This is a genomic window from Stenotrophomonas sp. EMP41, assembly GCF_047495535.1.
GTDB classification, from domain to species: domain Bacteria; phylum Pseudomonadota; class Gammaproteobacteria; order Xanthomonadales; family Xanthomonadaceae; genus Stenotrophomonas; species Stenotrophomonas sepilia.
The window spans coordinates 1908054-1930331 of sequence record NZ_CP179923.1 but is presented as its reverse complement, the minus strand read 5'-3'; the positions used below and the strand labels follow the sequence as shown (position 1 = coordinate 1930331).

Sequence of the window (22278 nt, the reverse complement as noted above, 5' to 3'; positions counted from 1 at the left end):
CAGGGGCGTGGCAAGGCAGGGTGGCACGATTGCCATCTCGCCATAGCAAGGGGCGTCGCGCAAGTCGGCCGCGTGGTTGTCAAGCTGTCAGGGTCGTTGCCAGCCCACTGAGGGTGCCTGCATCGGCTATCATCGGCGTGTGAACCTGCCTGGCCTGCTGCTGCGTTGGATGTTGCTTGTCGCCGTGGTGCTGAATGCACCGGCGCCGGCGCTCGCTGCGTCTTCGTACAGCGGCCCGTCCAGCCAGGAGCATTGCGCTGCACCGCACTCGGCCGCGATGGCTGCGGCCGGCTGTTGCGATGATGCGGCCCCGGCGGCCTGCCAGAGTGGTGAGTGCGAATGCCCGCCGGCCTGTCTTGGCATGCTGGCGACATTGAACGGAACACCGGCCTCGCCGTGGCGCGAGGCGCCGGTTCCGGCCAATACCCAGCAACGCGCGCCGCCGCCGATACCCGACCCGTTGCGTCCCCCCATCGCGTGATTTCCTGCAGGCCTCACGCGCCTGCCGTAGCTGCTCGACTTCTTCTCGACTCTGCCCGCGCCTTCGATGCGCGGGCGGCGGGCCGCGTTGCCCGCATCTGCAAAGGAATCACTCAATGAACCGTACTCTCTCCCTCGGTCTGCTGCTGGGCACCGTGTTGGCCACGACCGCCTGCGCTCGTGCCGCCGAAGAATCCTCCGCGGCACCGGTCGCCAGCGAAGCACCGGCACCGGCCCAGGCCAGCCCGGCCAAGGTCGATCCGGCCTTGCCGGTCGCCATCGTGCACAAGACCGCCAGCTGCGGTTGCTGCGGCATCTGGGTCGACCACCTGAAGGCCGCCGGCTTCGAGGTCGATGTGCGCGACACCGATGACATGAACCCGATCAAGGTCCGCCTGGGCGTGCCGGTCGGCAAGGCCTCCTGCCATACCGCCGAGATCGGCGGTTACGTGGTCGAGGGTCACATCCCGGCGGAGGACATCAAGCGCCTGCTGGCCGAACGCCCGGCCGCGCGCGGGCTGGTGCTGCCCGGCATGCCAGCCGGTTCGCCGGGCATGGAAATGCCGGACGGCTACGTGCAGCCGTACACCGTCGAGCTGGTGCGCACCGACGGCAGCACCGAGCCGTTTGTCCAGCACGGCCAGGGCGGCTGATGGACGGCGGGTGCCGGTCATCCTGACCGGCACTCTCCGACGCGTCCTGTGTAGAGCCGAGCCTACGCTCGGCTGTGTTCGGCCAGCAAGCCGAGCACGGGCTCGGCTCTACAGGATCTGCAGGATCAGCGTGCCGTGGCCGTTTCCTTGGCCAATTGCACGTCGAACTTCTTCTCGGCCGCATCCGCGTAGGCGTTGCAGGTCAGTGCCTTGGCGCTGGCCTTGCTGCCGGCGGCATAGTTCCAGTTGCTGGCGCCCGGATGCGGGGTGAGCAGCAGATCGCAGGGCAGCGCCCGCACCGTTGCGAAGCTGCGCTTGTAGTCCTCGATCAGGCGCGGATAACGGGGATTGCCCTTCAGCTGGTAACCCGGTGCACTCAGGCTGTCGGCGTAGGCGATGCGCACCGGCTTGCCATCGCGGGTGTCGGTCCAGGTCCAGGCGGTGCTGCCCGGGGTGTGCCCTGGCATGAAGTGCGCGGTGAATGCGATGCCGCCCACCGTGACCACTTCGCCATCCATGATGATGCGGTCGGCGCTGGCTGGCGGATAGGTGATGCCGTCGCCAAAGTGCAGGTCGTTGCTGCCGCCGCGCGCCAGCAGCATCGCCGTTTCTGCATTGGCCGCCACATGCGCGCCGGTGCGACGCTTGAGCTCGGCGACCGGGCCGGCGTGGTCGGCGTGCGCATGGCTGAGCAGGATCAATCGCAGGTCCTGCGGGGCCACGCCGCGCAGCTTCATGTTGTCCAGCAGGTGACCGGCCATCTGTGGCATGCCGCCATCCAGCAGTACTGCGCCCTCGGCGGTCTGCACCAGCAGCGCGGTCAGGTCCTCGGTGCCGATCTGCCAGGTGTGGTCGGCAACCTGCAGCGGCGCCATCGGCTGCAGCCAGGACGCATCCACGGTATAGGCCCGCAGTTGTGGCAGCGGTGCCTCGGCGGCAGTGACATCCAAGGCAAGCGTAGTCAGGGCAAGGGTCGTCAGGCAAAGGCGCATGGCGGAGAGGTGTCTGGGCAGGGTCGGATGAAGCTAGCACGTACCCTGGGCGGGCCGTTTCGCGAATAATTCATGGCTGCCATAAGCTCCGCCGCAGCCGATGCAGGGATTGTTCGCTTGCTGTGGATTGTGAATCCATCTCCACAGGCTGGAGCGCACAATCGGCCGGGGCTAGCCTGCTCTCAGGCTCAAGGAGGTGGACCATGCATGTGCTCATGGTGATGCTGGGTGGCGTGCTCCTGCTAGGGGTGTTCCTGCTGTTTGGCCGCCTCTGGAGCGTGGGCACCTCACAGCTGCCCACGGCCCTGCTCGCGTTCATCGCCACCTGGCTGCTGGTGACGCTGGCCAACATGTGGGTGGGCGTGAGCAAGGCCGGTTACGCCGTCCGGGAGGAACTACCGATCCTGCTGCTGGTGTTCGCGGTGCCGGCCTTGCTGGCTGGACTGCTGTACTGGCGCCTGGCGCGCTGAAGGACGGCCATGAGCACACGACCGAGACTGCCTGCCCTGCGCCAGCGCGATGGCCACCACGCCCGCGTGACCTACGAAGAGCTGTTCTTTGATCTGGTCTACGTCTTTGCGGTTACCCAGCTCAGCCACCATCTGCTGCATCACCTGGACCTGGTCGGGGTGATGCAGACGCTGGTGCTGTGGTTCGCGGTCTGGTTGGGCTGGCAGTACGCCTGCTGGGTCAGCAACTGGTTCGATCCGGAGGCGCCACGCATCCGCGGCCTGCTGTTCGTCACCATGTTGCCGGCGCTGCTGATGTCCTCGTCCATTCCCGAGGCCTTCGCCGAACGCGCCTGGGTCTTCGCGGGGGCGTACGCCACGATGCAGGTCGGACGCACCGTGTTCGTGCTGCTGGAGGTCGGCCGCAACCATCCGTTGGCGCCGAACTTCCGCCGTATGCTGGCGTGGGTGAGCGTGTCGGCCTGCTTCTGGCTGGCGGGCGCCGCCGCCGAGGGCAATCTGCGCCTGGCGTTGTGGGCGGTGGCGGTGGCCTGCGAATACATCTCGCCGATGTTCGGTTTCGCGTTTCCGGGCCTGGGCCGGTCGCACACCCGCGAGTGGACCATCGAAGGCGGGCACCTGGCCGAGCGTTGCCAGCTGTTCGTCATCGTCGCACTCGGCGAGACGCTGCTGGCTACCGGTGGCGTGCTCAGCGAGGTCGAGCAGTGGAGTGCTGCGGTGGTCTCTGCGGTGCTCGCCACCTTCGCCGGCACCATCGCCATGTGGTGGCTGTATTTCGGCATCTCCAGCCGCGACGCCACCGCGGCGATCACCCATTCCGAGGACCCCGGGCGGATGGGCGCCAATTTCCACTACGTGCATGCGTTGCTGATCGCCGGCATCATCGCCACCGCGGTGGGCAACGACCTGGTGATGGATCACCCGGGCGCAGCCGTCAGCGGGGTGTACGCCACCGTGATGGTGGCGGGCCCGCTGATCTATCTGCTGGGCAGTGCCCTGTACAAGCGCGTGGTCTATGGGCACGCGCCGCGCTCGCACCTGCTGGGCGCCGCCGTGCTGCTGGTGCTGTACCTGGTGTTGCCATGGATACACCTGCTGGCCGCCGGATGGTTGACCAGCCTGGTGCTGCTGGCCGTGGGGTTGATGGATACGCGGTTGAAGCGTCGCCTGCAGCGGGCGTGATCCGTTGCGTCAGCAAAGCGCTCCAGCCGCCATCGAGCGCAAGCGCTGAGCAGTCGATTGACACTCGACTTCGGCACCGCTGCACAAGAAATGCTGGCAGGCTAGGCCAGCGCGGCGGCCATCGCTGCAAGCTTGCCGATTGTGTTCATATTGCGGGCGGTGCCGTGCTGGGCACAGGGCACCCGCAGGCGCGAATCGGCCATGCCGTCTCCGTAATGGATGAAGATCTCGCGCGTGCCGAGTGCAAGCTGTTCGTCGCGCAGGCCGGTTACGCCGTCCAGTGGATCGGCGGGCAGGCTGCCGTCGAGGAACAGGGCGACCACACGGTTGCCGGCCGCCTGCGGAAACGGATTGCGCGCCACCACGCCGGCGATCTCGTTGGCCGAGCGCACCAGCACGCCTACCGGCTTGCCGGCGTACGCCTGCAGCCGTTGGGCGAGGGCCTCCCGCACGGCGGCTTCATCAAGCCCGCTGCGGAATACCGCGTTGCCACTGGCGATGTAGGTGCGGGTGTCGGAAAAGCCGGCGTCCTTGCACATCGCCACCAGTTCGCGCATCGGCAGCTTGCCGGTGCCGCCGACGTTGACCGCGCGCAGCAAGGCCACGTAGGCGTTCATGGCGTCCCCGCCTGCAGGCGGTCGTACATGCGTACCAGGTCAACCAGGGTGCGTGCGCCCATCTTGCGCATCACCTGTGCGCGACGCACCTTCACGGTGATCTCGCTGACGCCGAGGTCAGCGGCGATCTGCTTGTTGAGGCGGCCACGCACCACGCCATCGACCACCTCCCGCTCGCCGGCATTGAGGGTGTTCCAACGCAGCTGCAGCGCGCCGAGTGCCTCGCCCTCGCGGCGGCGCTGGCGGTCGATCTCGATGCCCTTGTGGATGGCATCGAGCAGTTCCTGGTCACGGAAGGGCTTGGTGAGGAATTCGATGGCACCGTCCTTGATCGCGTTGACGCCCATCGCGATGTCGCCGTGGCCGGTGATGAACACCACCGGCAACTGCAGGCCGTGGCTGCCCATGGTGCGATGGAATTCGAGCCCGCTCTGGCCGGGCATGCGCACGTCCAGCACCAGGCAGGCCGGCGCGTCTTCCAGCTCGTGTTCGAGGAACGCCTGGGTGGAGGCGAAGGCCCGCACCTGCAGGCCCATCGAGGCCAGCAGGTCTTCCAGCGCCGCGCGCACAGAGGCATCGTCGTCGACCACATAGACGATGGGTGCCGGATCGGGCGCGGCGGCAGTGGGCTTACGCATGGTGGGCGTCCGTGGCAACGGGCAGGTGGAACACGAAGCAGGCACCGCCGCCTGCCGGGCGTTCGGCACGGATCTGGCCGTCGTTGGCCTCGATCATCGAGCGGCTCAGGCTGAGGCCCAGCCCCAACCCGTGTGACTTGGTGGTCCAGAACGCGTCGAACACGCGCTCGGGATGCTCGGCGGGCAGGCCGACACCGCGGTCGCGTACGCTGAGGCTGACCCGTTGGCCGTCGCGCCGGGTCAGCAGGGACAGGCGTCGGTCGGCGGTGGGCACGGTCTCCATCGCGTCCACCGCATTGAGGATCAGGTTGCCGATCACCTGCTGTACCTGCACACGGTCGGCCTGCACCGGTGGCAGCTCGGCGTCCAGCAGCAGCGCCACGGCCACGCCATGCCGGTCCAGCTCGCTGCGCGACAGCGCCAGCATTTCCTCCACGGCCTGGTTCAGGTCAAAGGCGCGCCGCTGCGGTGCCGCGCCCTGGGTCAGGCCACGGATGCGGGCGATCACGTCGCCGGCGCGGTGTGCATCGGCCAGGATGCGGGCCACGGTCTGCCGCGCCTTGTCCACGTTTGGTGGATCCTGCGCGAGCCAACGCTGGCAGGCCTCGGCGCTGCTGGCGATGGCCGCCAGCGGCTGGTTCACTTCATGGGCGATGGAGGTGGTCAGCTCGCCCACGGTGGAGGCGCGCGCTACCCGCAGCAGGCGGCCCTGTGCTTCCTGCACGGCGGCCTTGGCCGCTTCCATGTTCAGCGCGAGATAGGTGGTGATGCCGATCACCAGCATGCCGATGACCGAGTTGACCAGGCCGATGCGATAGGTGCCGAAGCGGGTCAGGAAGAAGCTCAGCCCGGTCAGCGCGATGCAGGCGATGGCCAGGGTGATCAGTCCGCGCGCGCCCAGCACGCGCGACGCCGCAAGAATGACCGCCGCGTAGAAGCAGGCGGCAGCAACCGCGTAATCGGTGACGGTGTCGATCAGGAAGATCGCCGCCATCACGACGATCAGGACCAGCAGCACCAGTCGGCGGCGGGGCGACAGCGATGGCATCGGGACGGCTCCCTGGCGTGGGGTGAAAGGATAGCAAAGCCGCCAACGCTAGATGCCGACCGGTAGTGCCGGCCCCTGGCCGGCAGCTGCACGGTGTTGCTGGAGCTCATGAGGTTGCCGGCCAGCGGCCGGCACTACCGCCAACGGTCGGCACCCACCAAAGCGATGCACGGTGCGTCCAGGGATCATGAAGTTGCCGGCCAGCGGCCGGCACTACTCCTCCAGGCTGGCGTTCCAGAATCCCTGCAGGACGCCGGGCGTCGCCGCCAGCGTGGCCAGCACCGCATCCAGTTCACCGGCATCCACCGTGGTGGCATACAACACCGCTTCAATCTCCACATCGCGCTCGCCGAACGGGCGCTGGTCCACCGCGCGCACCGGGTACTGCGCCTGCTCAAGCAGCAGCAACAGCCGGTCCAGCACCTCGGCCTGCTGTTCGCGCTGGCAGACCACGTTGATCGCGTAGGTCGCCTCGCTGAGCGCTTCCGGCAGCGGCTGCCGCTGGATGCGGTTCACCACCGGCCGCAGCAGGGTGTTGGCGGCCAGCACGAACACCGCAGCCATCACCGCTTCCGGCAGCAGCTTGATGCCCGCGCACGCACCCACCGCCGCCGATCCCCACAGGGTGGCCGCAGTGTTCAGGCCGGACACCTGGGCGCCGTCCTTCATGATCGCGCCGGCACCGAGGAAGCCAACGCCGGAGATCACATAGGCCACCACATGCAGCGGTGACGGCGGGCCGCCGTACAGGTCATGGAAGCGCACCGCCAGATCGACGAACACCGCCGCCCCCACCGCCACCAGCGTATTGGTACGCAGGCCGGCGGTGCGTTGCCGCAGCTGCCGTTCCAGGCCGATGACCGTGCCCAGCACGAACGCCACCGACAGGCTGATCAGCGAGCTGAGCGTGGCGCCGGCGTTGAACGCCGGCAGGTTGGGATTGATGTCCATTGTGTTTCTCCCTGGACAAAGCGGCGGGCGCTTACTGCCAGCCGTAACGACGGATGTAGAACCGCTTCAGCGCAGTGGTCAGCACCGCATAGCCGAACAGGATTGCCACCAGGAACGGCCAGTAGCCAGCCGGCAGTGCCTGCAGCTTGAAGTAGCCGGCCAGCGGGCTCATCGGCAGGAACACGCCAACGGTCATGATCAGGCCGGTCATCAGCAGCAGCGGCGGCGCGGCGATGCTCTGCAGGAACGGCAGCTTCGGCGTGCGGATCATGTGCACGATCAGCGTCTGGGTCAGCAGGCCGACCACGAACCAGCCGGACTGGAACAGGCCCTGGTCGGCCGGCGTGCGCGCATCGAACACGTACCACATCAGCGCGAAGCAGGTCAGGTCGAAAATCGAGCTGATCGGCCCGAAGAACACCATGAAGCGGCCGATGTCCGCCGGGTTCCACTTCAGCGGCTTTCGCACCAGCTCCTCGTCCACGTTGTCGAACGGAATGGCGATCTGCGAGATGTCGTACAGCAGGTTCTGCACCAGCAGCTGCAGCGGCAGCATGGGCAGGAACGGCAGGAAGGCCGAGGCCACCAGCACCGAGAACACATTGCCGAAGTTGGAGCTGGCGGTCATGCGGATGTACTTCAGCATGTTGTTGAACGTGCGCCGGCCCTGGATGACGCCTTCCTCCAGCACCATCAGGTTCTTTTCCAGCAGGATGATGTCGGCCGCCTCCTTGGCGATGTCCACCGCACTGTCCACGCTGATGCCGATATCGGCCGCGCGCAGCGCCGGTGCATCGTTGATGCCGTCGCCCAGGAAGCCGACCACCTTGCCCTGTGCGCGCAACTCGCGCACCAGGCGCTCCTTGTGCAGCGGTGTCAGCCGGGCGAACACGCGATGGTGGTGCAGCGCCCGCGCCAGCGCGCCGTCATCCATGCGCTCGATCTGCGGGCCGGTCAGGATGGTGTCGGCGTCCAGCCCCACCTGTGCGCAGACACGGGCGGTCACCAGCTCGTTGTCACCGGTGAAGACCTTGACCTCCACGCCATGCGCGGCCAGCGCCTGCAGTGCCTGCGCAGCCGATTCCTTCGGCGGGTCCAGGAAGGCCACGTAGCCGACCAGGGTCAGCCCGCACTCGTCGGCCTGCGAATAGGTGGTCTGGCTGGCAGCGGTTTCCTTCATCGCCACCGCCACTACGCGCAGGCCCTGTTCGTTCAGTTCCTCGGTGGTCTGCCGCACGCGGGCCAGGCGGTGCTCGTCCAGCGGCATGTCCTGGCCGTTCTCACGCACGGTGCTGCACACCGCCAGCATCTCTTCCACGGCACCCTTGCAGATCAGCTCGTGGTGATCCTCGCGCTCGGAGACCACCACCGACATGCGGCGGCGCTCGAAGTCGAACGGGATCTCGTCCACCTTGTGGTAGTCCTGCGACAGCCGCAGCGAACTCTGCAGCTCCACGTGCTCCAGCACCGCGCGGTCCAGCAGATTGATCAGGCCGGTCTGGAAGTGGCTGTTGAGGTAGGCGAACTTCAGCACGTCTTCCGAATCGTGACCGAACACATCGGTGTGGCGCTCCAGCGCGATCCTGTCCTGGGTGAGCGTGCCAGTTTTGTCGGTGCACAGCACTTCCATCGCGCCGAAGTTCTGGATCGCATCCAGGCGCTTGACGATCACCTTGCGCCGCGACAGCAGCACCGCACCCTTGGCCAGGGTGGAGGTGACGATCATCGGCAGCATTTCCGGCGTCAGGCCCACCGCCACTGACAGCGCGAACAGGAACGCCTCGGTCCAGTCACCCTTGGTCCAGCCGTTGATCAGCAGCACGAACGGCACCATCACCAGCGCGAAGCGGATCAGCAGCCAGCTGACACTGTTGACGCCGGCCTGGAACGCGGTCGGCGCACGGTCGGTTGCAGTGCTGCGCTGGGCCAGCGTGCCGAAGTAGGTGCGGTTGCCGGTGGCCAGCACAATGGCGGTGGCGGTACCGGACACCACGTTGGTACCCATGAACAGCAGGTTGTGCTGTTCCAGCAGGCCGGCCAGGCCATCGCCCGGGTGCGCGAACTTCTCCACCGGCAGCGACTCGCCGGTCATCGCCGCCTGCGCCACGAACAGGTCCTTGGCGGTCAGCACGCGGCAGTCGGCCGGAATCATGTCGCCGGCCGACAGCACAATGTGGTCGCCGGGTACCAGTTCACGGATCGGCAGGTCCAGCAGGCGTGCCGGGCGACGGCTGTGCAGGTGCGCGCCGAAGTACTGGTCGGCCACGTCGGCCGCCTCGGTGCCGGGATTACGGCGCAGCACGCGTGCGGTGTTGCCGACCAGGGCCTTCAGCCGCTCGGCCGCCCGGTTCGAACGACCCTCCTGCGCGAAGCGGATCAGCGTGGACAGCAGCACCATCGCACCGATGACGATCGTCGCCTTGATGTCCTCGGTCAGCCAGGACACCGCCGCCAGTATGGTCAGCAGCAGGTTGAACGGGTTGCGGTAGCACTGCCACAGGTGCCGCCACCACGGCAGCGGCTTTTCGTGATCCACCTCGTTGGGGCCGAGCGTGGCCAGCCGCTCCCCGGCCTCGTGCGGGCTGAGGCCATCGGCATGCGACCCCAGCGTGGCCAGCAGCTGGGTCTCATCCTGCTGGGCAAGGGTGACCAGGCCGGTGGTGAGCGCGAACGGCGCGGCCTCGGCGTTGCCTGGGCCGAGCCCGGCTTCGGGCATCGCACGGCGGCGGAACAGGTTGCCTGCGCGGCGGCTGCGCAGGAAGGCGTTGAACCAGGCGTTGAGCAGGCTCATGGGACGCTCCTCGAATGTCAGAGCCGGCCGCAGCCGGAACACGAACGGGATGGGTGAGACAGATCAGGCGTGGCGCATCGCCAGAACCGCCGGCGACCACGGCTGCATGCGCAGGCGCTGGCTGCCACCGATGCACAGTGGCTTCATCGCGTCGCGCAGGGGATAGGGCAGGTGGCGCAGCACATTGATGCGCTCGCTGATCGGCAGCAGCGACAGTGCATCGGCTACCACACGCGGCGAACCGAGCGACAGCGAACGGGCGAACATCACGGGGCCGTGCTGCAGCAGCTGGCTGCGCAGGGCGGCGACATCGCGCTCGCCGATCATGCGGCGCACGGTGATGTAGAGGATCTTGTAGGACATGGGGGCGATCTCCAGGCAGGCGGCGCCTGGCGGTCCCCGTCACTCAGGCAGGCAGGGACCGGCGGGCAGGCGCCAGGAACAGGCAACAAGCGGTCATCCGGGGCGCGGTGCGCCCGGCAGGGTCGGGGTCCATCTGCGTCTCCATGAGGGGGGGTTCCAGCCAGGGTTGCCCTGGCCAGTGGCGCTATTGTCCGCCCCTGAATGGGGCAGGCCTAGAGGCCCGTGGGTTAGCCCGGCTATACCTTGGTATAGCCGGGCATGCGCAGCGCCAATTGAGGTTCAGTGCTGGGTCAATGCGCGCCGCTGGTCTGCCTGCACACGTCATACTCGCCGCGGCTCAGCGCCTTGTTGCGGTCGGTATCGCAGGCGTGCAGTCGCTCGGCCCAGTCCGGCGCCACTGCATCGACTTCCGCCAGGGTGACAATGCCATCCTTGTCCTTGTCCAGCGACTCATAAGACGGTATCAGCTTCACTTCGGTGACGTCCTCGGCGGCGGTGGCCTTGCTTGCCTCCTGGGTCCTGGAACAGGCGCCCAGCAGCAGGCCGATGGTGATGACGAGGACAGCAGGAACGTAGCGAATACCGGTCATGACAGGCTCCAGAAGTGGGGACGCGGGCCACGGGTGTGGATGGCCACGGCCGGATATTCGGCCCGGATCTGTAAGCGAGCTGCGAAGAACCGACCGGGTCGCCAGATGGCGGTGGGCCACCGTTCACCCGCACGCCCCATGCGTGTACCGGCCGCACCTGACGAAATTGTCAGGCAGGCGACAGCGAGGCGCCGGAGGCCAGCCGGGAGGATGGCATCAGGCCCGCGCAGCCCCCGCGCCGGCACCGGTATGGATCCCTGTCATGCGAATTCCCTTCCTGTCCGCACGAATGCGTCGCCGCCACCTTGCCCTGGGCGTGTTGCTGCTGGTGGTGTTGTCGCTGGTGATGCTGTTCCAGGGTATGTCGCGCAGCGACGCGCAACCGGCCAACGCGCCGCCGCCGGTACCGGTGGTGACCGGCCGTGTCGAGCAGCGCGACGTAGCCCATTGGCGCAGCGGCGTAGGCACGGTGCAGTCGTTGCAGAGCGCCGTGCTGCGGCCGCAGGTCGATGGCGTTCTGACCGAGGTGCTGTTCGAGGAGGGCCAGAAGGTGCGCAAGGGCCAGTTGCTGGCCCGTATCGATGATCGCGCGATCCGTGCCGACCTGGGTGGCGCACAGGCTGCGGTGGTTCGCGACCGTGCCACGCTGGATGCCGCGCGCTCGGACCTGGCGCGGCTGCAGCACCTGTCTACCGACCAGCTGGTTTCGCGGCAGATGCTGGAGCAGCAGGTGGCCACGGTGCAGCAGCTGCAGGCCACCGGGCGTGGCAATCAGTCGGCGGTGGATGCCGCACGGGTGCAGCTGTCGTACACCCGTATCCTGGCGCCGATGGATGGCCGCATCGGCCTGCGCCAGGTGGACCCCGGCAACCTGGTGCGTGCCACCGATACGCAGGGACTGGTGACGGTGCAGCAGACAGATCCGATCTCGGTGGTGTTCGCGCTGCCGCAGGACGCGTTGCCGCAGCTGCGGCAGGCACTGGCTGCCGGCGACGTGGCGGTGCAGGCGCTGGACCGCGATGGTGGCCAGCGCCTCGCCGAAGGCACCCTGCAGGTGATCGACAATCAGATCGACGAGACCTCCGGCACGGTGCGGTTGCGTGCCCGCTTTGCCAATGCCGACGACCGGCTGTGGCCCGGGCAGCTGGTCAGCGTGCGGGTACGCATCGGCCAGACCACGGACGCACTGGTGGTGGACGCTGCCGCAATCCAGCGCGGTGTCGAGGGCAGCTTCGTCTACCGCGTAGTGGGAGATGGGAGCGTCGAGGTGCTACCGGTCACCGTCGGTGAAGCCGAGAACGGGCAGGTGGCCATACAGGGCGAGCTGCGGGTGGGTGATGTAATCGTGCGCGATGGCCAGTCGCGCCTGCGCCCGGGTGTGGTCGTCACTGAAGCCGGCGCACCGGTTGCCAGGGCCGGGGCCGCACCATGAGCACCCGCGTTTCGCTGTCCAGCTGGTTCGTCCGGCATCCGGTGGCCACCACGCTGCTGACGCTGGCGGTGATACTGCTCGGCGTGGCCGCGTTGCCACGGTTGCCGGTGGCACCTCTGCCTGAAGCGGAATTCCCGACCATCCGCGTCAATGCCAGCCTGCCCGGCGCCAGCGCCGAGACCATGGCGTCGGCGGTGGCTACGCCACTGGAAACGCAGCTGACCGGCGTGCCCGGCATCATCGAGATGACCTCCACCAGCGCGCTCGGTAGCACCTCGATCACGCTGCAGTTCGATCTGGAAAAGAACATCGATACCGCCGCACAGGAAGTACAGGCGGCAATCAATGCGGCGGCCGGGCGCCTGCCCAGCGACCTGCCGAACCTGCCGACCTGGCGCAAGGTCAACCCGGCCGACAGCCCGATCCTGGTGCTCAGCGTGGTCTCGGCACAGATGTCGATGACCGAGCTGAGCGACCTGGCCGAGAGCCGCCTGGCGCGTTCGATCAGCCAGATCAGTGGCGTGTCCGAGGTCAATATCGTCGGCCAGCAGCGCCCGGCCATCCGCATCCAGGCCCAGCCGGAGCGCCTGGCAGCGATGGGCATGACCCTGTCCGACCTGCGCGGCGTGGCCCAGAACGCCAGCCTCAACCAGGCCAAGGGCGCGCTGATGGGCGAACAGCGCACGTCCACCTTCGAGGCCAACGACCAGCTGTTCGATGCCCAGGACTACCGCCAGCTGGTGGTCGCCTACCGGCAGGGTTCGCCGGTTACGCTGGGCGATGTCGCGCAAGTGGTCGACGGTGCCGAGAACGCCTATGTGCAGGCGTGGCCGAACGGGCAGCCGGGCGTGGGCCTGATCATCAGCCGGCAGCCGGGCGCGAATATCGTTCGCACCACCGATGCGGTACTGGCCGCCTTGCCGGAGCTGCGCGCCAACCTGCCGGCCAGCGTCGATGTGGAAGTGCTCAACGACCGCACGCGCACCATCCGCGCGTCGCTGCACGAGGTGGAGGTCACCCTGGTGCTGACCATCGTCCTGGTGGTGCTGGTGATGGGGCTGTTCCTGCGCCAGCTCTCGGCCACGCTCATCGTCGGTGCGGTGCTGGTCGTAGCGCTGGTCGCCACGTTCGCAGCAATGTATGTGGCCGGCTTCAGCCTCAACAACCTCACCCTGGTCGCACTGGTGGTAGCGGTCGGCTTCGTGGTGGACGACGCCATCGTGGTGGTGGAGAACATCCACCGCCATCGCGAGGCCGGTTTGGGGCCCGTGGACGCGGCACTGAAGGGTGCCGAGGAAATCGGCTTCACCGTGGTGTCGATCAGCCTGTCGCTGATCGCGGCGTTCATCCCGCTGTTGTTCATGGGCGGCGTGGTCGGGCGCCTGTTCGCGGAGTTCGCGATGACCATCACGGTCGCGATCCTGATCTCCATCGTGGCCTCGCTGACGCTGGCGCCGATGATGGCTGCGCACCTGATGAAGCGCATGCCGGCCCATCGCGACGGCCAGGACACGCTGGCCGGGCGCCTGTTGGCCGGCTACGACCGCAGCCTGCAGTGGGCGTTGGGCCACCAGCGGCTGGTCCTGCTCGGCTTCGGCGCGACGGTGGCGGTAGCGGTAGCCTCGTACGTGGTGATCCCGAAGGGCTTCTTTCCGCTGCAGGACACCGCCTTCGTGTTCGCCACCACCGAAGCGGCACAGGACATCGGCTTCGAGGAGATGGCGGCCAAGCACCAGCAGCTGGCGAAGATCGCCGCCGAGGATACAGCGCTGCAGGCCTACAACCATGCGGTGGGTGCTACCGGTGGCAGCCAGACCCTGTCCAATGGCCGCTTCTGGTTCATCCTGAAGGACCGCGGCGACCGCGACGTGGACGTGCACGGCTTCATCGACCGGCTGCGCGCGAAGATGGCCAGCGTGCCGGGCATCACCGTGTACATGCGGGCCGCGCAGGATATCAACCTGGGCGCGGGGCCGGCGCGTACGCAGTACCAGTACGCACTGCGCGGCCAGGACAGCAGGGAGCTGTCACGCTGGGCCGAGCAGCTGACCGAACGCCTGCGCGGGCTGCCGCAGCTGCGTGACGTGTCCAACGATCAGCAGGTCGGCGCCAGCGTTACCCGGCTGCAGATCGATCGCACTGCTGCGGCACGCTTCGGACTTACTGCCAACGATATCGACCAGGTGCTCTACGATGCGTTCGGCCAGCGCCAGATCAACGAGTTCCAGACCGAGACCAACCAGTACCGGGTGATTCTGGAGATCGCGCCCGGCCTGCTTGGCCAGGTCGATGCGCTGTCCTACTTCCACCTGCGTTCGCCGCTGACCGGGCAGATGGTACCGCTGTCGGCGGTGGCCCAGGTGCAGCCACCGGGCAACGGGCCGCTGTCGATCAGCCACAACGGCATGCTGCCGGCGGTGAACCTGTCGTTCAACCTGGCGCCGGGCGTCTCGCTGGGTGAGGCGGTTACCCTGGTCGAGCAGGCACAGGCGCAGATCGGCATGCCCGACAGCATCAACGGGCGCTTCCAGGGCACCGCACAGGCGTTCCAGGAATCGCTGGCCAGCCAGCCGTTGCTCATTCTGGCCGCGCTGCTGGCCGTCTACATCATCCTCGGTGTGCTGTACGAGAGCTTCGTGCACCCGCTCACCATCCTGTCCACGCTGCCGTCGGCCGGTATCGGTGCCGTGCTGATGCTGTGGCTGTGGGGGCTGGATTTCTCGATCATGGCGCTGATCGGCATCGTGCTGCTGATCGGCATCGTCAAGAAGAACGGCATCCTGATGGTCGACTTCGCGCTGGATGCCCAGCGCAACCGCGGGTTGACCCCGCTGCAGGCCATCCACGAGGCCTGCCTGACCCGCTTCCGCCCGATCATGATGACGACGTTGGCGGCGCTGCTGGGTGCCATTCCGCTGATGATCGGCTTCGGCACCGGCTCGGAGCTGCGCCAGCCGCTGGGTGTGGCGGTGGTGGGTGGCCTGCTGATCAGCCAGTTGCTGACCCTGTACAGTACCCCGGTGATCTACCTGGCCCTGGACCGGCTGTTCCTGCAGCGCCGACGCGAACGCAGGGCGGCCGCCGGTGCCGCGCTGACGGAGCCCGGATGAAACTGCTGATCGTCGAGGATGAGAGCAAGACCGCCCACTACCTGCGCACCGGCCTGGGCGAGCAGGGCTGGGCGGTCGACCTGGCCGCCGACGGCGTGACCGGCCTGCACCTTGCCCGCGAGTTCGACTACGACGTGATCGTGCTGGACGTGATGCTGCCCGGCATGGACGGCTTCAACGTGCTGCGCGAACTGCGCCGCAGCAAGCAGACCCCGGTGATCATGCTGACCGCGCGCGACCGCGTGGATGACCGCGTGCACGGGCTGGGGCAGGGTGCCGATGACTACCTGGTCAAGCCGTTCTCGTTCATCGAACTGCTGGCGCGCCTGCAGGCGCTGGTCCGGCGCGGCCGCCAGCAGGAGCCGACCGAACTTCAGGTGGGCGACCTGCAGGTCAACCTGCTGGCGCGCCGCGCCTATCGTGACGGTGCGCGACTGGACCTGACCGGCAAGGAATTCGCGCTGCTGGCCCTGCTTGCGCAGCGGCGCGGGCAGATCCTGTCCAAGACAGTGATCGCTGCGCAGGTCTGGGACATCAATTTCGACAGCAACACCAACGTGGTGGAAGTGGCGATCAAGCGCCTGCGCAGCAAGCTTGACGGCCCGTACCCCAGCAAGCTGCTGCATACGGTGCGCGGCATGGGCTACGTGCTGGAGGTGCGCGATGATGAGGGTGATGGTCGATGAGGTGGTCGATCGCCCAGCGCCTGTCGGCGATGTTCGCGCTGGCCGCGCTGCTGGTATTCGCCCTGCTGGGCATCGGCGTGTATGGCGTGCTGGAACGGCAGGTGGTGCGTTACCAGCACGCCGAGCTGCAGACCAAGCTGCACGCGGTCAGCGGCAGTGTGGCGATGTGCGATACCCGCGAACGCTGGAGCAAGGTGCGCGACAAGGTCGGCAACCTGATTTCCGGCGACCGCGACACGCTGGTCTGGGCCTGGAGTGACGACCCGACCTTCCGCATCGGTAGTGAGCGCCCACAGGTGCAGCCACCCAATGGCCACGACAGCGGCATGGGCACGTTGCAGCGCGAGGGCCAGCATCCGCTGCGTACGCTGTATGAGCGCGTGCCCGGCAAGGGCGTGCGGCCGGCGGTGGACCTGTGGATCGGTATCGACTCCGAACCGTACACGCATGCCTTGCAGCGCTTCGCCGTGGCGCTGTGGGTTGCCGGCGGGCTGGGCGTGCTGCTGGTGGCCGGCCTCGGCTACTGGATCGCGCGCCTGGGACTGGCCCCGTTGCGCGCGCTTTCGGACGAGGCGCGCTCGCTCAGCCCGCAGCGGTTGTCACAGCGGCTCGGCACACAGGCGCTGCCGGCAGAGCTGGGGCACCTGACGCATGCCTTCAACGGTGCACTGGATCGCCTCGAGGCCGCCTACACGCGGCTGGATGCGTTCAACGCAGACGTGGCGCATGAGCTGCGCACGCCGCTGGCCAACCTGATGGGGCAGACCCAGGTGGCCCTGTCACGGCCGCGCGACAACGCGCAGCTGCAGGACGTGATGCAGTCCAACCTGGAAGAGCTGGAGCGGCTGCGTGCCATCGTCAACGACATGCTGTTCCTGTCGCGGGCCGGGCAGGGCGACATCGCGATGGAGACCCGGCCGGTCGCGCTGGCCGACGAAGTGGCCGCCGCCGGGGACTTCCTTGAATTCCTGTTCGAGGAAGCCGGGCTGACCCTCCGCATCGAAGGTGATGCGACCGCCAGCATCGATCCATCGCTGTTCCGGCGTGCCCTGACCAACCTGCTGCACAACGCCGTGCAGCATGCGCGGGCCGGTACCGCGGTGCGGGTACAGCTGCAGGCCGAAGGCAAGGGCGCGCGCATTGCGGTGTTGAACGAAGGCGATGGCATCGCCGCCGAGCACCTGCCGCTGTTGTTCGAGCGTTTCTACCGGGTTGACCAGGCCCGCGAGTACCGGGGCGAACGCCACCACGGCCTGGGCCTGTCGATCGTCAAGGCCATCGCCGTGCTGCATGGTGGCGATGTGTTCGTGGCCAGCCGCGACGGGCTGACCACGGTGGGGTTCACGGTGGCGTGTTGACGCTGCGGGTCAGGTGCCGTTGCCGAACCGGTCGGCAAACGCATCCGTGGCCCGCACCAGCGCATCGACCGTGGCCGGCTCGTTGGCGCTGTGGCCGGAGGTCACCATCTCCAGCCGCGCTTCCGGCCAGGCCTTGGCCAGGTCCCACGCGCTGCGCGGCGGGCAGATGATGTCGTAGCGCCCCTGGACGATCACGCCGGGCAGGTGGCGGATGCGATCGATATCGCGCAGCAGCTGGTCGGGTTCCAGGAAGATGCCGTTGCGGAAGTAGTGCGCTTCAATACGAGCCTTGGCCAGCGTATCCAGCGGATCATCGGTGGATTGCGCATCCACGTCGTGCTGCAGGGTGGCGGCGTTGTCTTCCCAGCCCAGCCAGGCCTGCGCGGCTTCGATGCGGGTCGTCTCGTCCGCGCTGTCCAGCCGCGACCAGTAGGCTGCGATCATGTCACCACGCTCGGCCTCTGGTATGTAGGCCTCATAGCGGTCCCAGCGCTCCGGGAAGATCCAGCGCGCACCACCGTTGGCCTCGGCGAACCAGCGGTTCTCCATTTCGCGGCCGAGGAATACGCCGCGCACGATCAGGCCGGTGGCGCGCTCGGGATGTGCCTGCGCGTAGGCCAGCGACAGGGTCGACCCCCAAGAGCCGCCATAGACCAGCCAGCGCTCGATGCCCAGGTGCTCACGCACCTTTTCGATGTCCGCCACCAGGTCCTGCGTGGTGTTGTCGCGCAGCTCGCCGAACGGCGTGGAACGGCCGCTGCCGCGCTGGTCGATCAACACGATGCGGTAGCGCGCCGGGTTGAAGAAGCGGCGATGGGTCGGCGAGATACCAGCGCCCGGGCCGCCATGCAGGTACACCACCGGGATGCCCTCCGGCGTGCCGCACTCTTCGATGTGCAGCGTGTGCAGATCGCTCACCGGCAGGGTGAACTGGCGGTAGGGCTCGATGGCCGGGTACAGGGTGCGCATGGCGGGTGTCTCACAAGCAAGGGCGGCCAGCATAGCGCCGCCACCTGCGGCTTGCAGCGGCGGGCTCCTGCGCGGCGCTGGAAATGCGCTGGCCGATGCGCATAAGCTTCCGCGATGCAAGCGACCACGGCCGGGACGTCCACCTTCAACCTCACCCTCGGCAGCGGCGCGCGCGAGCTGCTGAAGTGGATCGCGCTGCTGGCCATGACCGGCGACCACGTGGCCAAGGTGGTGTTCGGGGGCTACGTGCCGGTGGTCAGCGAACTGGGGCGTATCGCGTTCCCGCTGTTCGCGCTGGTGATGGCCTGCAACCTGGCCCAGCCCGGCGCCGACCTGCGCAAATCGATGCGCCGGCTCGCGCTATGGGGGTTGATCGCCCAGCCGTTGCACGCTTTCGCGTTCGGTTCCTGGCTGCCGCTCAACATCCTGCTTACCTTCACTTTGGCTGCGGTGGCCGTGCATGCGCTGGCGAACCATCGGCCTGTGCTGCTGTTGATGGCTGCCGGCGTGCTGCCGATGTTCGTGGACTACCAGTGGGCCGGCGTTGGCGCCGTGCTGCTGGCCTGGATCGCGTTCCGGCATCGCGCGTGGTGGCCGCTGTTGGTCGCGCTTGCGGCGGTGTGCTGGGCGAACCACAACGGCTGGGCGCTGCTGGCCGTTCCGGTGGTGCTGCTGGCCGCGCGGGTGAATTGGCCACTGCCGCGCTGGCGGTGGGTGTTCTACGGGTACTACGTGGGACATCTGGCGGTGCTGGCGTTGACTGCCCATCTGCTTGCGTAATGTCGGAACTGGCGCGTCGCCTGTCTTGAATGCCGGATGCGGTCAAGGAATGCGCGGTGCCGATGGGGGTGAAGCATGCCGCCATCGGCATGGTGCAAGTTGTTGAATCTTCGGCTCGATTGTCGATATGCGACAATGCTGCCACTGCGTGAACGTTGCTGTCTCTGCACGTGGGTTGTTGGCGCCTGCCACCCCGTCGTGCACATGATGGATTGCCGCCGGAAAAGGGTGGCCGGGTGTGGAAACCCGTTTAGCTATGCGTTGTTTACGCTTGCCAGCCGGCGTCGCCTTGCGCGGCGCCGGCTGGCATTCCGTTCGCGTTCCATGGCGGGCGGTACGTGGGGTGCGCGCAAGCGAACCCACCGGGTAATGACGCTTAGCTACCGGTTTCCACACACGTACCGTCCGCCGCCTTTGTTAAGGGCGGTGGTCCCGCATGCCTTGCACGGAGACCTGCCATGAACGCATCGGAGTTTCCCCATCAGCGCGCCCCGGCCAATGCCGATGAAGCGCACGACATCGCGTCTAATCCCAACAGCCTGACGGCCCTGCTGCATCGCATCGGGTTGGGCGCGGCTGCCGACGGCCAGCCCTGGCCCGAGCGCCATCAGCTGCCCGGCCGGTGCCTGGCGTTGGCCGACGCCGACGGTGCACTGGCCGGGCTGCGCATCGTGCAGGAGATCCTGCTGGCGGCCGAACGCGCCCGCCAGAATGGCGGCCCGGACCAGTACGTCGGCGATCGCGTGATGGAAGGTCTGACGCTGGCGGCATTGGCGTTGACCAGCCACGCCATCTATCGTCTGCAGCCGGAATGAAACGCAGATCCACACCTTGTTCGCGGATTGCCCGACGACCTGTAGAGCCGAGCCCACGCTCGGCTCAGCAGACGAAACGGAGCCGGGCATGGCTCGGCTCTACAGGGGTTCCACGCCAGCTTAGAAATCCATCGTTGCCGACAGCAGCACCGTCCTCGGTGCACCCAGTGCCAGGCTCGACAACAACGGCATGCCCCAATACGACTTGTTGGTCACGTTGTTCACGCTGGCCCGCAACGCAAGCGGCCGACCCGCCACGGTGGTGCTGTAGCGCGCGCCTACGTCGAACAACGTGCGCCCCGGCACCGACAGGCGGTTGTCGGCACTGATGTACTGCTTCGACATCGCCGTGGCATTACCGGTCAGGGTCAGGCCTTCCAGCGCGGGCACATCCCACTCCACGCCCAGCTTGGCCTGCCGCTGCGCCACGGCGGTGGCCATGCGGCCTTCATTCACGCCGCCAGCCGTGCGGGTCAGCTTCGGCTGTACATAGGCCACGCCACCGAGCAGGCGCACGCCGTCCATCGGTGCGCCGAAGAAGCCCCATTCCACACCGCGGTTACGTTGCTCGCCGCCAAACGAGAAGATATTCGTGACCGGGTCGGTGTAACTGCTCGGCCGCCTGATCTCGTACACGCTGAAGGTGTGCGCGAAGCTGCCCAGATCAAGCTTCAGGCCCAGCTCCTTCTGCTTGGTGCGGAACGGTGCGAACACATCGCCGGCATTGGCGGCGGTCATCGGCGCGGTCGCGCCCTGGCTGAGCCCTTCGATGTAGTTGGTGTAGAGGGAGACCGTGTCGGTCGCCTTCACCAGCAGGGCCGCTGCCGGGGTGGTGGCGCTCTCGTCGTAGCGCGAGGTGCGTGCACCGCTGGCGACGTTGAAGGTCTCGCTGACCACCTGCTGGCGGCGCACACCCAGCGTCAACTGCACGCGGTCATCGGCGAAGGACAGGGTATCGGCAACGCCGATGCTGTCCAGCCGCAGTTCGCTATGCGAGATGTGCGGCGCTACGAACGGCGCGGCCGGGCCCCACACCGGGTTGTACAGGTTGGTGGTCCAGTCCCAGCCCGGCACGCTGCGGCGGCCGTAGTCGTTCTGGGTATGCTGATAGTGGGTCACATTGGCAGCCCACTGGTGGTCGACGCTGCCGGTGTGGAACGAACCGCGCAGGCCGGCATCTGCGGACTGCTTCCTGATATCGAAGGCGAGCTGGCCGATCACCGTGGTGAAGTCGCCGGCCGGATTGAGGATCTGCGCGCTGATCGAACCGTTGTAGCGGTAATCGGTCCTGCTGGTGCCGTAGGCCAGGTAGGCCGTCAGGGTATCGCTGATATCCAGTTCGCCGCGCAGCATCGCGCCCTTGTCCTGGCTGTCCACGTAGGCCCAGTCCGGATTGATCAGCGTATCGCCACGCGGCGGCCGCGGAATGGCCACGCCCGGCGCGAGGCCGACACCACGCGCGGGGCCATCAACACGGTCGTCGGCGCTGTACAGATCGGCCGACAGCCGGGCACGTTCGCCGCGCCAGTCCAATGCCAGCGAACCGAGCTGGACCTTCTTGCGCTGCTTGCCCACGGCGCCATCGCCATCACGGTAGGCGCCGTTGAAGCGGATGCCGAACTGCTTGTCGGTGCCCAAGCGGCGGCCGATGTCCACATGGGTGCCGAACTGCGCATCGGAGGCGAAGTTGGCGCTGACCCGCTGCAGCGGCTGCTCGCCTGCACGCTTGGGCACCAGGTTGACGCTGCCACCGACCGAACCACCCGGTGGCATGCCGTTGAGCAGTGCGGACGGGCCCTTCAGCACTTCGATGCGTTCGAACATCTCCGGTGAGGTGCGGTAGTACGGCGCCATGCCGATCAGGCCATTGAAGGTGGTGTCGCTGGTGCTGGAGGCGAAGCCGCGGATCGCGTAGTTCTCGCTCCACGCACCGGTAACACCGTTGCTGAAAACGGTGGGGTCGGTGGCGGCGATGACGTCGGTCAGGTCCTTGGCCTGGCGGTCGCGGATGAAAGATTCGGTGTAGCTGACCGTATTGAACGGCGTATCCATGAAGTCCTTGTCGCCAAGCAGGCCGACGCGGCCGCCAGCGGCCACCTGGCCGCCGGCATAGTCCCCCGTCACGCGGCGCTGTTCCTGCACCTGCACCGAGGGCAGGGTGGATGGCGCGGTTTCGGCCAGCGCGGCACATGATGCCAGCAGGCCAAGCGCGAGCGCCGATGCGCGGTGGCGCCGGGCCAGGCCGTGCAGATGCGCGTGGCCGCATGACGCGGCGGCAGCGCCGTTCTGCGGGGAAGAGGAGGGGTACGTGGTCATGCCAGGGTCCTGTGAATCTTGGGCGCGAGCGCGCCTG

The 22278-nt window shown here is 67.5% G+C and carries 20 protein-coding genes; 10 read left to right on the top strand and 10 right to left on the bottom strand.

Features of this window, described 5'->3' with window-relative positions; all coding sequences use genetic code 11:
- Positions 1–139: 139 nt before the first annotated feature.
- Together ACMGRF_RS08870 and ACMGRF_RS08865 are read left to right on the top strand one after the other, a co-directional pair.
- A complete protein-coding gene (locus ACMGRF_RS08870) occupies positions 140–481 on the top strand; it encodes a hypothetical protein (RefSeq protein ID WP_312547720.1) in 342 nt (113 codons plus the stop codon).
- A 115-nt stretch (positions 482–596) separates the two neighbouring features.
- Positions 597–1133, top strand: a complete 537-nt coding sequence (locus ACMGRF_RS08865; RefSeq protein WP_414485847.1) for a DUF411 domain-containing protein — start codon at positions 597–599, stop codon at positions 1131–1133.
- Positions 1134–1258: 125 nt separating this feature from the next.
- Here ACMGRF_RS08865 and blaL1 read toward each other — a convergent pair whose 3' ends face one another.
- The gene (blaL1, locus tag ACMGRF_RS08860; protein WP_049410916.1) at positions 1259–2125 is read right to left on the bottom strand and encodes a L1 family subclass B3 metallo-beta-lactamase; all 867 of its coding nucleotides are present in this window, start codon (positions 2123–2125) and stop codon (positions 1259–1261) included.
- A 203-nt stretch (positions 2126–2328) separates the two neighbouring features.
- Between blaL1 and ACMGRF_RS08855 the strand changes: the two genes are divergently transcribed.
- The gene (locus ACMGRF_RS08855; RefSeq protein WP_049410912.1) at positions 2329–2595 is read left to right on the top strand and encodes a hypothetical protein; all 267 of its coding nucleotides are present in this window, start codon (positions 2329–2331) and stop codon (positions 2593–2595) included.
- A 9-nt stretch (positions 2596–2604) separates the two neighbouring features.
- Positions 2605–3777: a low temperature requirement protein A gene (locus tag ACMGRF_RS08850; protein WP_414485846.1), complete on the top strand. Its 1173-nt coding sequence runs from the start codon at positions 2605–2607 to the stop codon at positions 3775–3777.
- Between the two features lie 101 nt (positions 3778–3878).
- Here the strand turns inward: ACMGRF_RS08850 and ACMGRF_RS08845 are convergent, their stop codons facing one another.
- From ACMGRF_RS08845 to ACMGRF_RS08815, 7 genes are all read right to left on the bottom strand, one after another.
- Positions 3879–4394 (bottom strand): DUF1697 domain-containing protein, encoded by a 516-nt coding sequence (locus tag ACMGRF_RS08845; protein ID WP_049439868.1) that lies wholly within the window; start codon positions 4392–4394, stop codon positions 3879–3881.
- Positions 4391–5032 carry a response regulator transcription factor gene (locus ACMGRF_RS08840; RefSeq protein ID WP_312547711.1) on the bottom strand — a complete coding sequence of 214 codons (642 nt, stop codon included), beginning with the start codon at positions 5030–5032 and terminating at the stop codon, positions 4391–4393. The genes ACMGRF_RS08845 and ACMGRF_RS08840 overlap by 4 nt, the downstream gene beginning before the upstream one ends.
- Complete coding sequence (locus ACMGRF_RS08835; protein ID WP_049410899.1) at positions 5025–6080, bottom strand: sensor histidine kinase; 1056 nt, start codon at positions 6078–6080, stop codon at positions 5025–5027. Before ACMGRF_RS08835 ends, ACMGRF_RS08840 begins: the two co-directional genes overlap by 8 nt.
- A gap of 213 nt (positions 6081–6293) precedes the next feature.
- Complete coding sequence (locus tag ACMGRF_RS08830; RefSeq protein ID WP_049439870.1) at positions 6294–7031, bottom strand: MgtC/SapB family protein; 738 nt, start codon at positions 7029–7031, stop codon at positions 6294–6296.
- Positions 7032–7062: 31 nt separating this feature from the next.
- Positions 7063–9822 carry a magnesium-translocating P-type ATPase gene (mgtA, locus tag ACMGRF_RS08825; protein WP_414485845.1) on the bottom strand — a complete coding sequence of 920 codons (2760 nt, stop codon included), beginning with the start codon at positions 9820–9822 and terminating at the stop codon, positions 7063–7065.
- Positions 9823–9885: 63 nt separating this feature from the next.
- Positions 9886–10185: a hypothetical protein gene (locus ACMGRF_RS08820; protein WP_049439874.1), complete on the bottom strand. Its 300-nt coding sequence runs from the start codon at positions 10183–10185 to the stop codon at positions 9886–9888.
- Between the two features lie 290 nt (positions 10186–10475).
- The gene (locus tag ACMGRF_RS08815; protein ID WP_414485844.1) at positions 10476–10775 is read right to left on the bottom strand and encodes a hypothetical protein; all 300 of its coding nucleotides are present in this window, start codon (positions 10773–10775) and stop codon (positions 10476–10478) included.
- A 262-nt stretch (positions 10776–11037) separates the two neighbouring features.
- Between ACMGRF_RS08815 and ACMGRF_RS08810 the strand changes: the two genes are divergently transcribed.
- From ACMGRF_RS08810 to ACMGRF_RS08795, 4 genes are read left to right on the top strand one after another with little or no spacing between them, the layout of a single operon-like run.
- Positions 11038–12207: an efflux RND transporter periplasmic adaptor subunit gene (locus ACMGRF_RS08810; protein ID WP_414485843.1), complete on the top strand. Its 1170-nt coding sequence runs from the start codon at positions 11038–11040 to the stop codon at positions 12205–12207.
- Positions 12204–15317 carry a multidrug efflux RND transporter permease subunit gene (locus ACMGRF_RS08805; protein ID WP_414485842.1) on the top strand — a complete coding sequence of 1038 codons (3114 nt, stop codon included), beginning with the start codon at positions 12204–12206 and terminating at the stop codon, positions 15315–15317. Before ACMGRF_RS08810 ends, ACMGRF_RS08805 begins: the two co-directional genes overlap by 4 nt.
- Entirely contained in the window at positions 15314–16003 is a 690-nt protein-coding gene (locus ACMGRF_RS08800) for a heavy metal response regulator transcription factor (RefSeq protein ID WP_005413570.1), read from the top strand. Before ACMGRF_RS08805 ends, ACMGRF_RS08800 begins: the two co-directional genes overlap by 4 nt.
- Positions 16000–17361: a heavy metal sensor histidine kinase gene (locus ACMGRF_RS08795; protein ID WP_049410881.1), complete on the top strand. Its 1362-nt coding sequence runs from the start codon at positions 16000–16002 to the stop codon at positions 17359–17361. The genes ACMGRF_RS08800 and ACMGRF_RS08795 overlap by 4 nt, the downstream gene beginning before the upstream one ends.
- Positions 17362–17370: 9 nt before the next feature.
- On the opposite strand, the gene pip is transcribed toward ACMGRF_RS08795, so the two are convergent.
- A complete protein-coding gene (pip, locus tag ACMGRF_RS08790) occupies positions 17371–18330 on the bottom strand; it encodes a prolyl aminopeptidase (protein ID WP_049410927.1) in 960 nt (319 codons plus the stop codon).
- 114 nt (positions 18331–18444) lie between these two features.
- Between pip and ACMGRF_RS08785 the strand changes: the two genes are divergently transcribed.
- Positions 18445–19110, top strand: a complete 666-nt coding sequence (locus tag ACMGRF_RS08785) for a TraX family protein (RefSeq protein ID WP_049410879.1) — start codon at positions 18445–18447, stop codon at positions 19108–19110.
- A 458-nt stretch (positions 19111–19568) separates the two neighbouring features.
- Positions 19569–19925 carry a hypothetical protein gene (locus tag ACMGRF_RS08780; protein ID WP_049410876.1) on the top strand — a complete coding sequence of 119 codons (357 nt, stop codon included), beginning with the start codon at positions 19569–19571 and terminating at the stop codon, positions 19923–19925.
- A 120-nt stretch (positions 19926–20045) separates the two neighbouring features.
- Here ACMGRF_RS08780 and ACMGRF_RS08775 read toward each other — a convergent pair whose 3' ends face one another.
- Entirely contained in the window at positions 20046–22241 is a 2196-nt protein-coding gene (locus ACMGRF_RS08775; RefSeq protein ID WP_414485841.1) for a TonB-dependent receptor, read from the bottom strand.
- Positions 22242–22278: the final 37 nt, after the last annotated feature.

Excerpts from the sequence above, each read along its gene's own strand:
- ACMGRF_RS08865 (WP_414485847.1), top strand. The coding sequence starts at position 597 with ATGAACCGTACTCTCTCCCTCGGTCTGCTGCTGGGCACCGTGTTGGCC.
- blaL1 (WP_049410916.1), bottom strand. The coding sequence starts at position 2,125 with ATGCGCCTTTGCCTGACGACCCTTGCCCTGACTACGCTTGCCTTGGAT.
- ACMGRF_RS08855 (WP_049410912.1), top strand. The coding sequence starts at position 2,329 with ATGCATGTGCTCATGGTGATGCTGGGTGGCGTGCTCCTGCTAGGGGTG.
- ACMGRF_RS08850 (WP_414485846.1), top strand. The coding sequence starts at position 2,605 with ATGAGCACACGACCGAGACTGCCTGCCCTGCGCCAGCGCGATGGCCAC.
- ACMGRF_RS08845 (WP_049439868.1), bottom strand. The coding sequence starts at position 4,394 with ATGAACGCCTACGTGGCCTTGCTGCGCGCGGTCAACGTCGGCGGCACC.
- ACMGRF_RS08840 (WP_312547711.1), bottom strand. The coding sequence starts at position 5,032 with ATGCGTAAGCCCACTGCCGCCGCGCCCGATCCGGCACCCATCGTCTAT.
- ACMGRF_RS08835 (WP_049410899.1), bottom strand. The coding sequence starts at position 6,080 with ATGCCATCGCTGTCGCCCCGCCGCCGACTGGTGCTGCTGGTCCTGATC.
- ACMGRF_RS08830 (WP_049439870.1), bottom strand. The coding sequence starts at position 7,031 with ATGGACATCAATCCCAACCTGCCGGCGTTCAACGCCGGCGCCACGCTC.
- mgtA (WP_414485845.1), bottom strand. The coding sequence starts at position 9,822 with ATGAGCCTGCTCAACGCCTGGTTCAACGCCTTCCTGCGCAGCCGCCGC.
- ACMGRF_RS08820 (WP_049439874.1), bottom strand. The coding sequence starts at position 10,185 with ATGTCCTACAAGATCCTCTACATCACCGTGCGCCGCATGATCGGCGAG.
- ACMGRF_RS08815 (WP_414485844.1), bottom strand. The coding sequence starts at position 10,775 with ATGACCGGTATTCGCTACGTTCCTGCTGTCCTCGTCATCACCATCGGC.
- ACMGRF_RS08810 (WP_414485843.1), top strand. The coding sequence starts at position 11,038 with ATGCGAATTCCCTTCCTGTCCGCACGAATGCGTCGCCGCCACCTTGCC.
- ACMGRF_RS08805 (WP_414485842.1), top strand. The coding sequence starts at position 12,204 with ATGAGCACCCGCGTTTCGCTGTCCAGCTGGTTCGTCCGGCATCCGGTG.
- ACMGRF_RS08800 (WP_005413570.1), top strand. The coding sequence starts at position 15,314 with ATGAAACTGCTGATCGTCGAGGATGAGAGCAAGACCGCCCACTACCTG.
- ACMGRF_RS08795 (WP_049410881.1), top strand. The coding sequence starts at position 16,000 with ATGAGGTGGTCGATCGCCCAGCGCCTGTCGGCGATGTTCGCGCTGGCC.
- pip (WP_049410927.1), bottom strand. The coding sequence starts at position 18,330 with ATGCGCACCCTGTACCCGGCCATCGAGCCCTACCGCCAGTTCACCCTG.
- ACMGRF_RS08785 (WP_049410879.1), top strand. The coding sequence starts at position 18,445 with ATGCAAGCGACCACGGCCGGGACGTCCACCTTCAACCTCACCCTCGGC.
- ACMGRF_RS08780 (WP_049410876.1), top strand. The coding sequence starts at position 19,569 with ATGAACGCATCGGAGTTTCCCCATCAGCGCGCCCCGGCCAATGCCGAT.
- ACMGRF_RS08775 (WP_414485841.1), bottom strand. The coding sequence starts at position 22,241 with ATGACCACGTACCCCTCCTCTTCCCCGCAGAACGGCGCTGCCGCCGCG.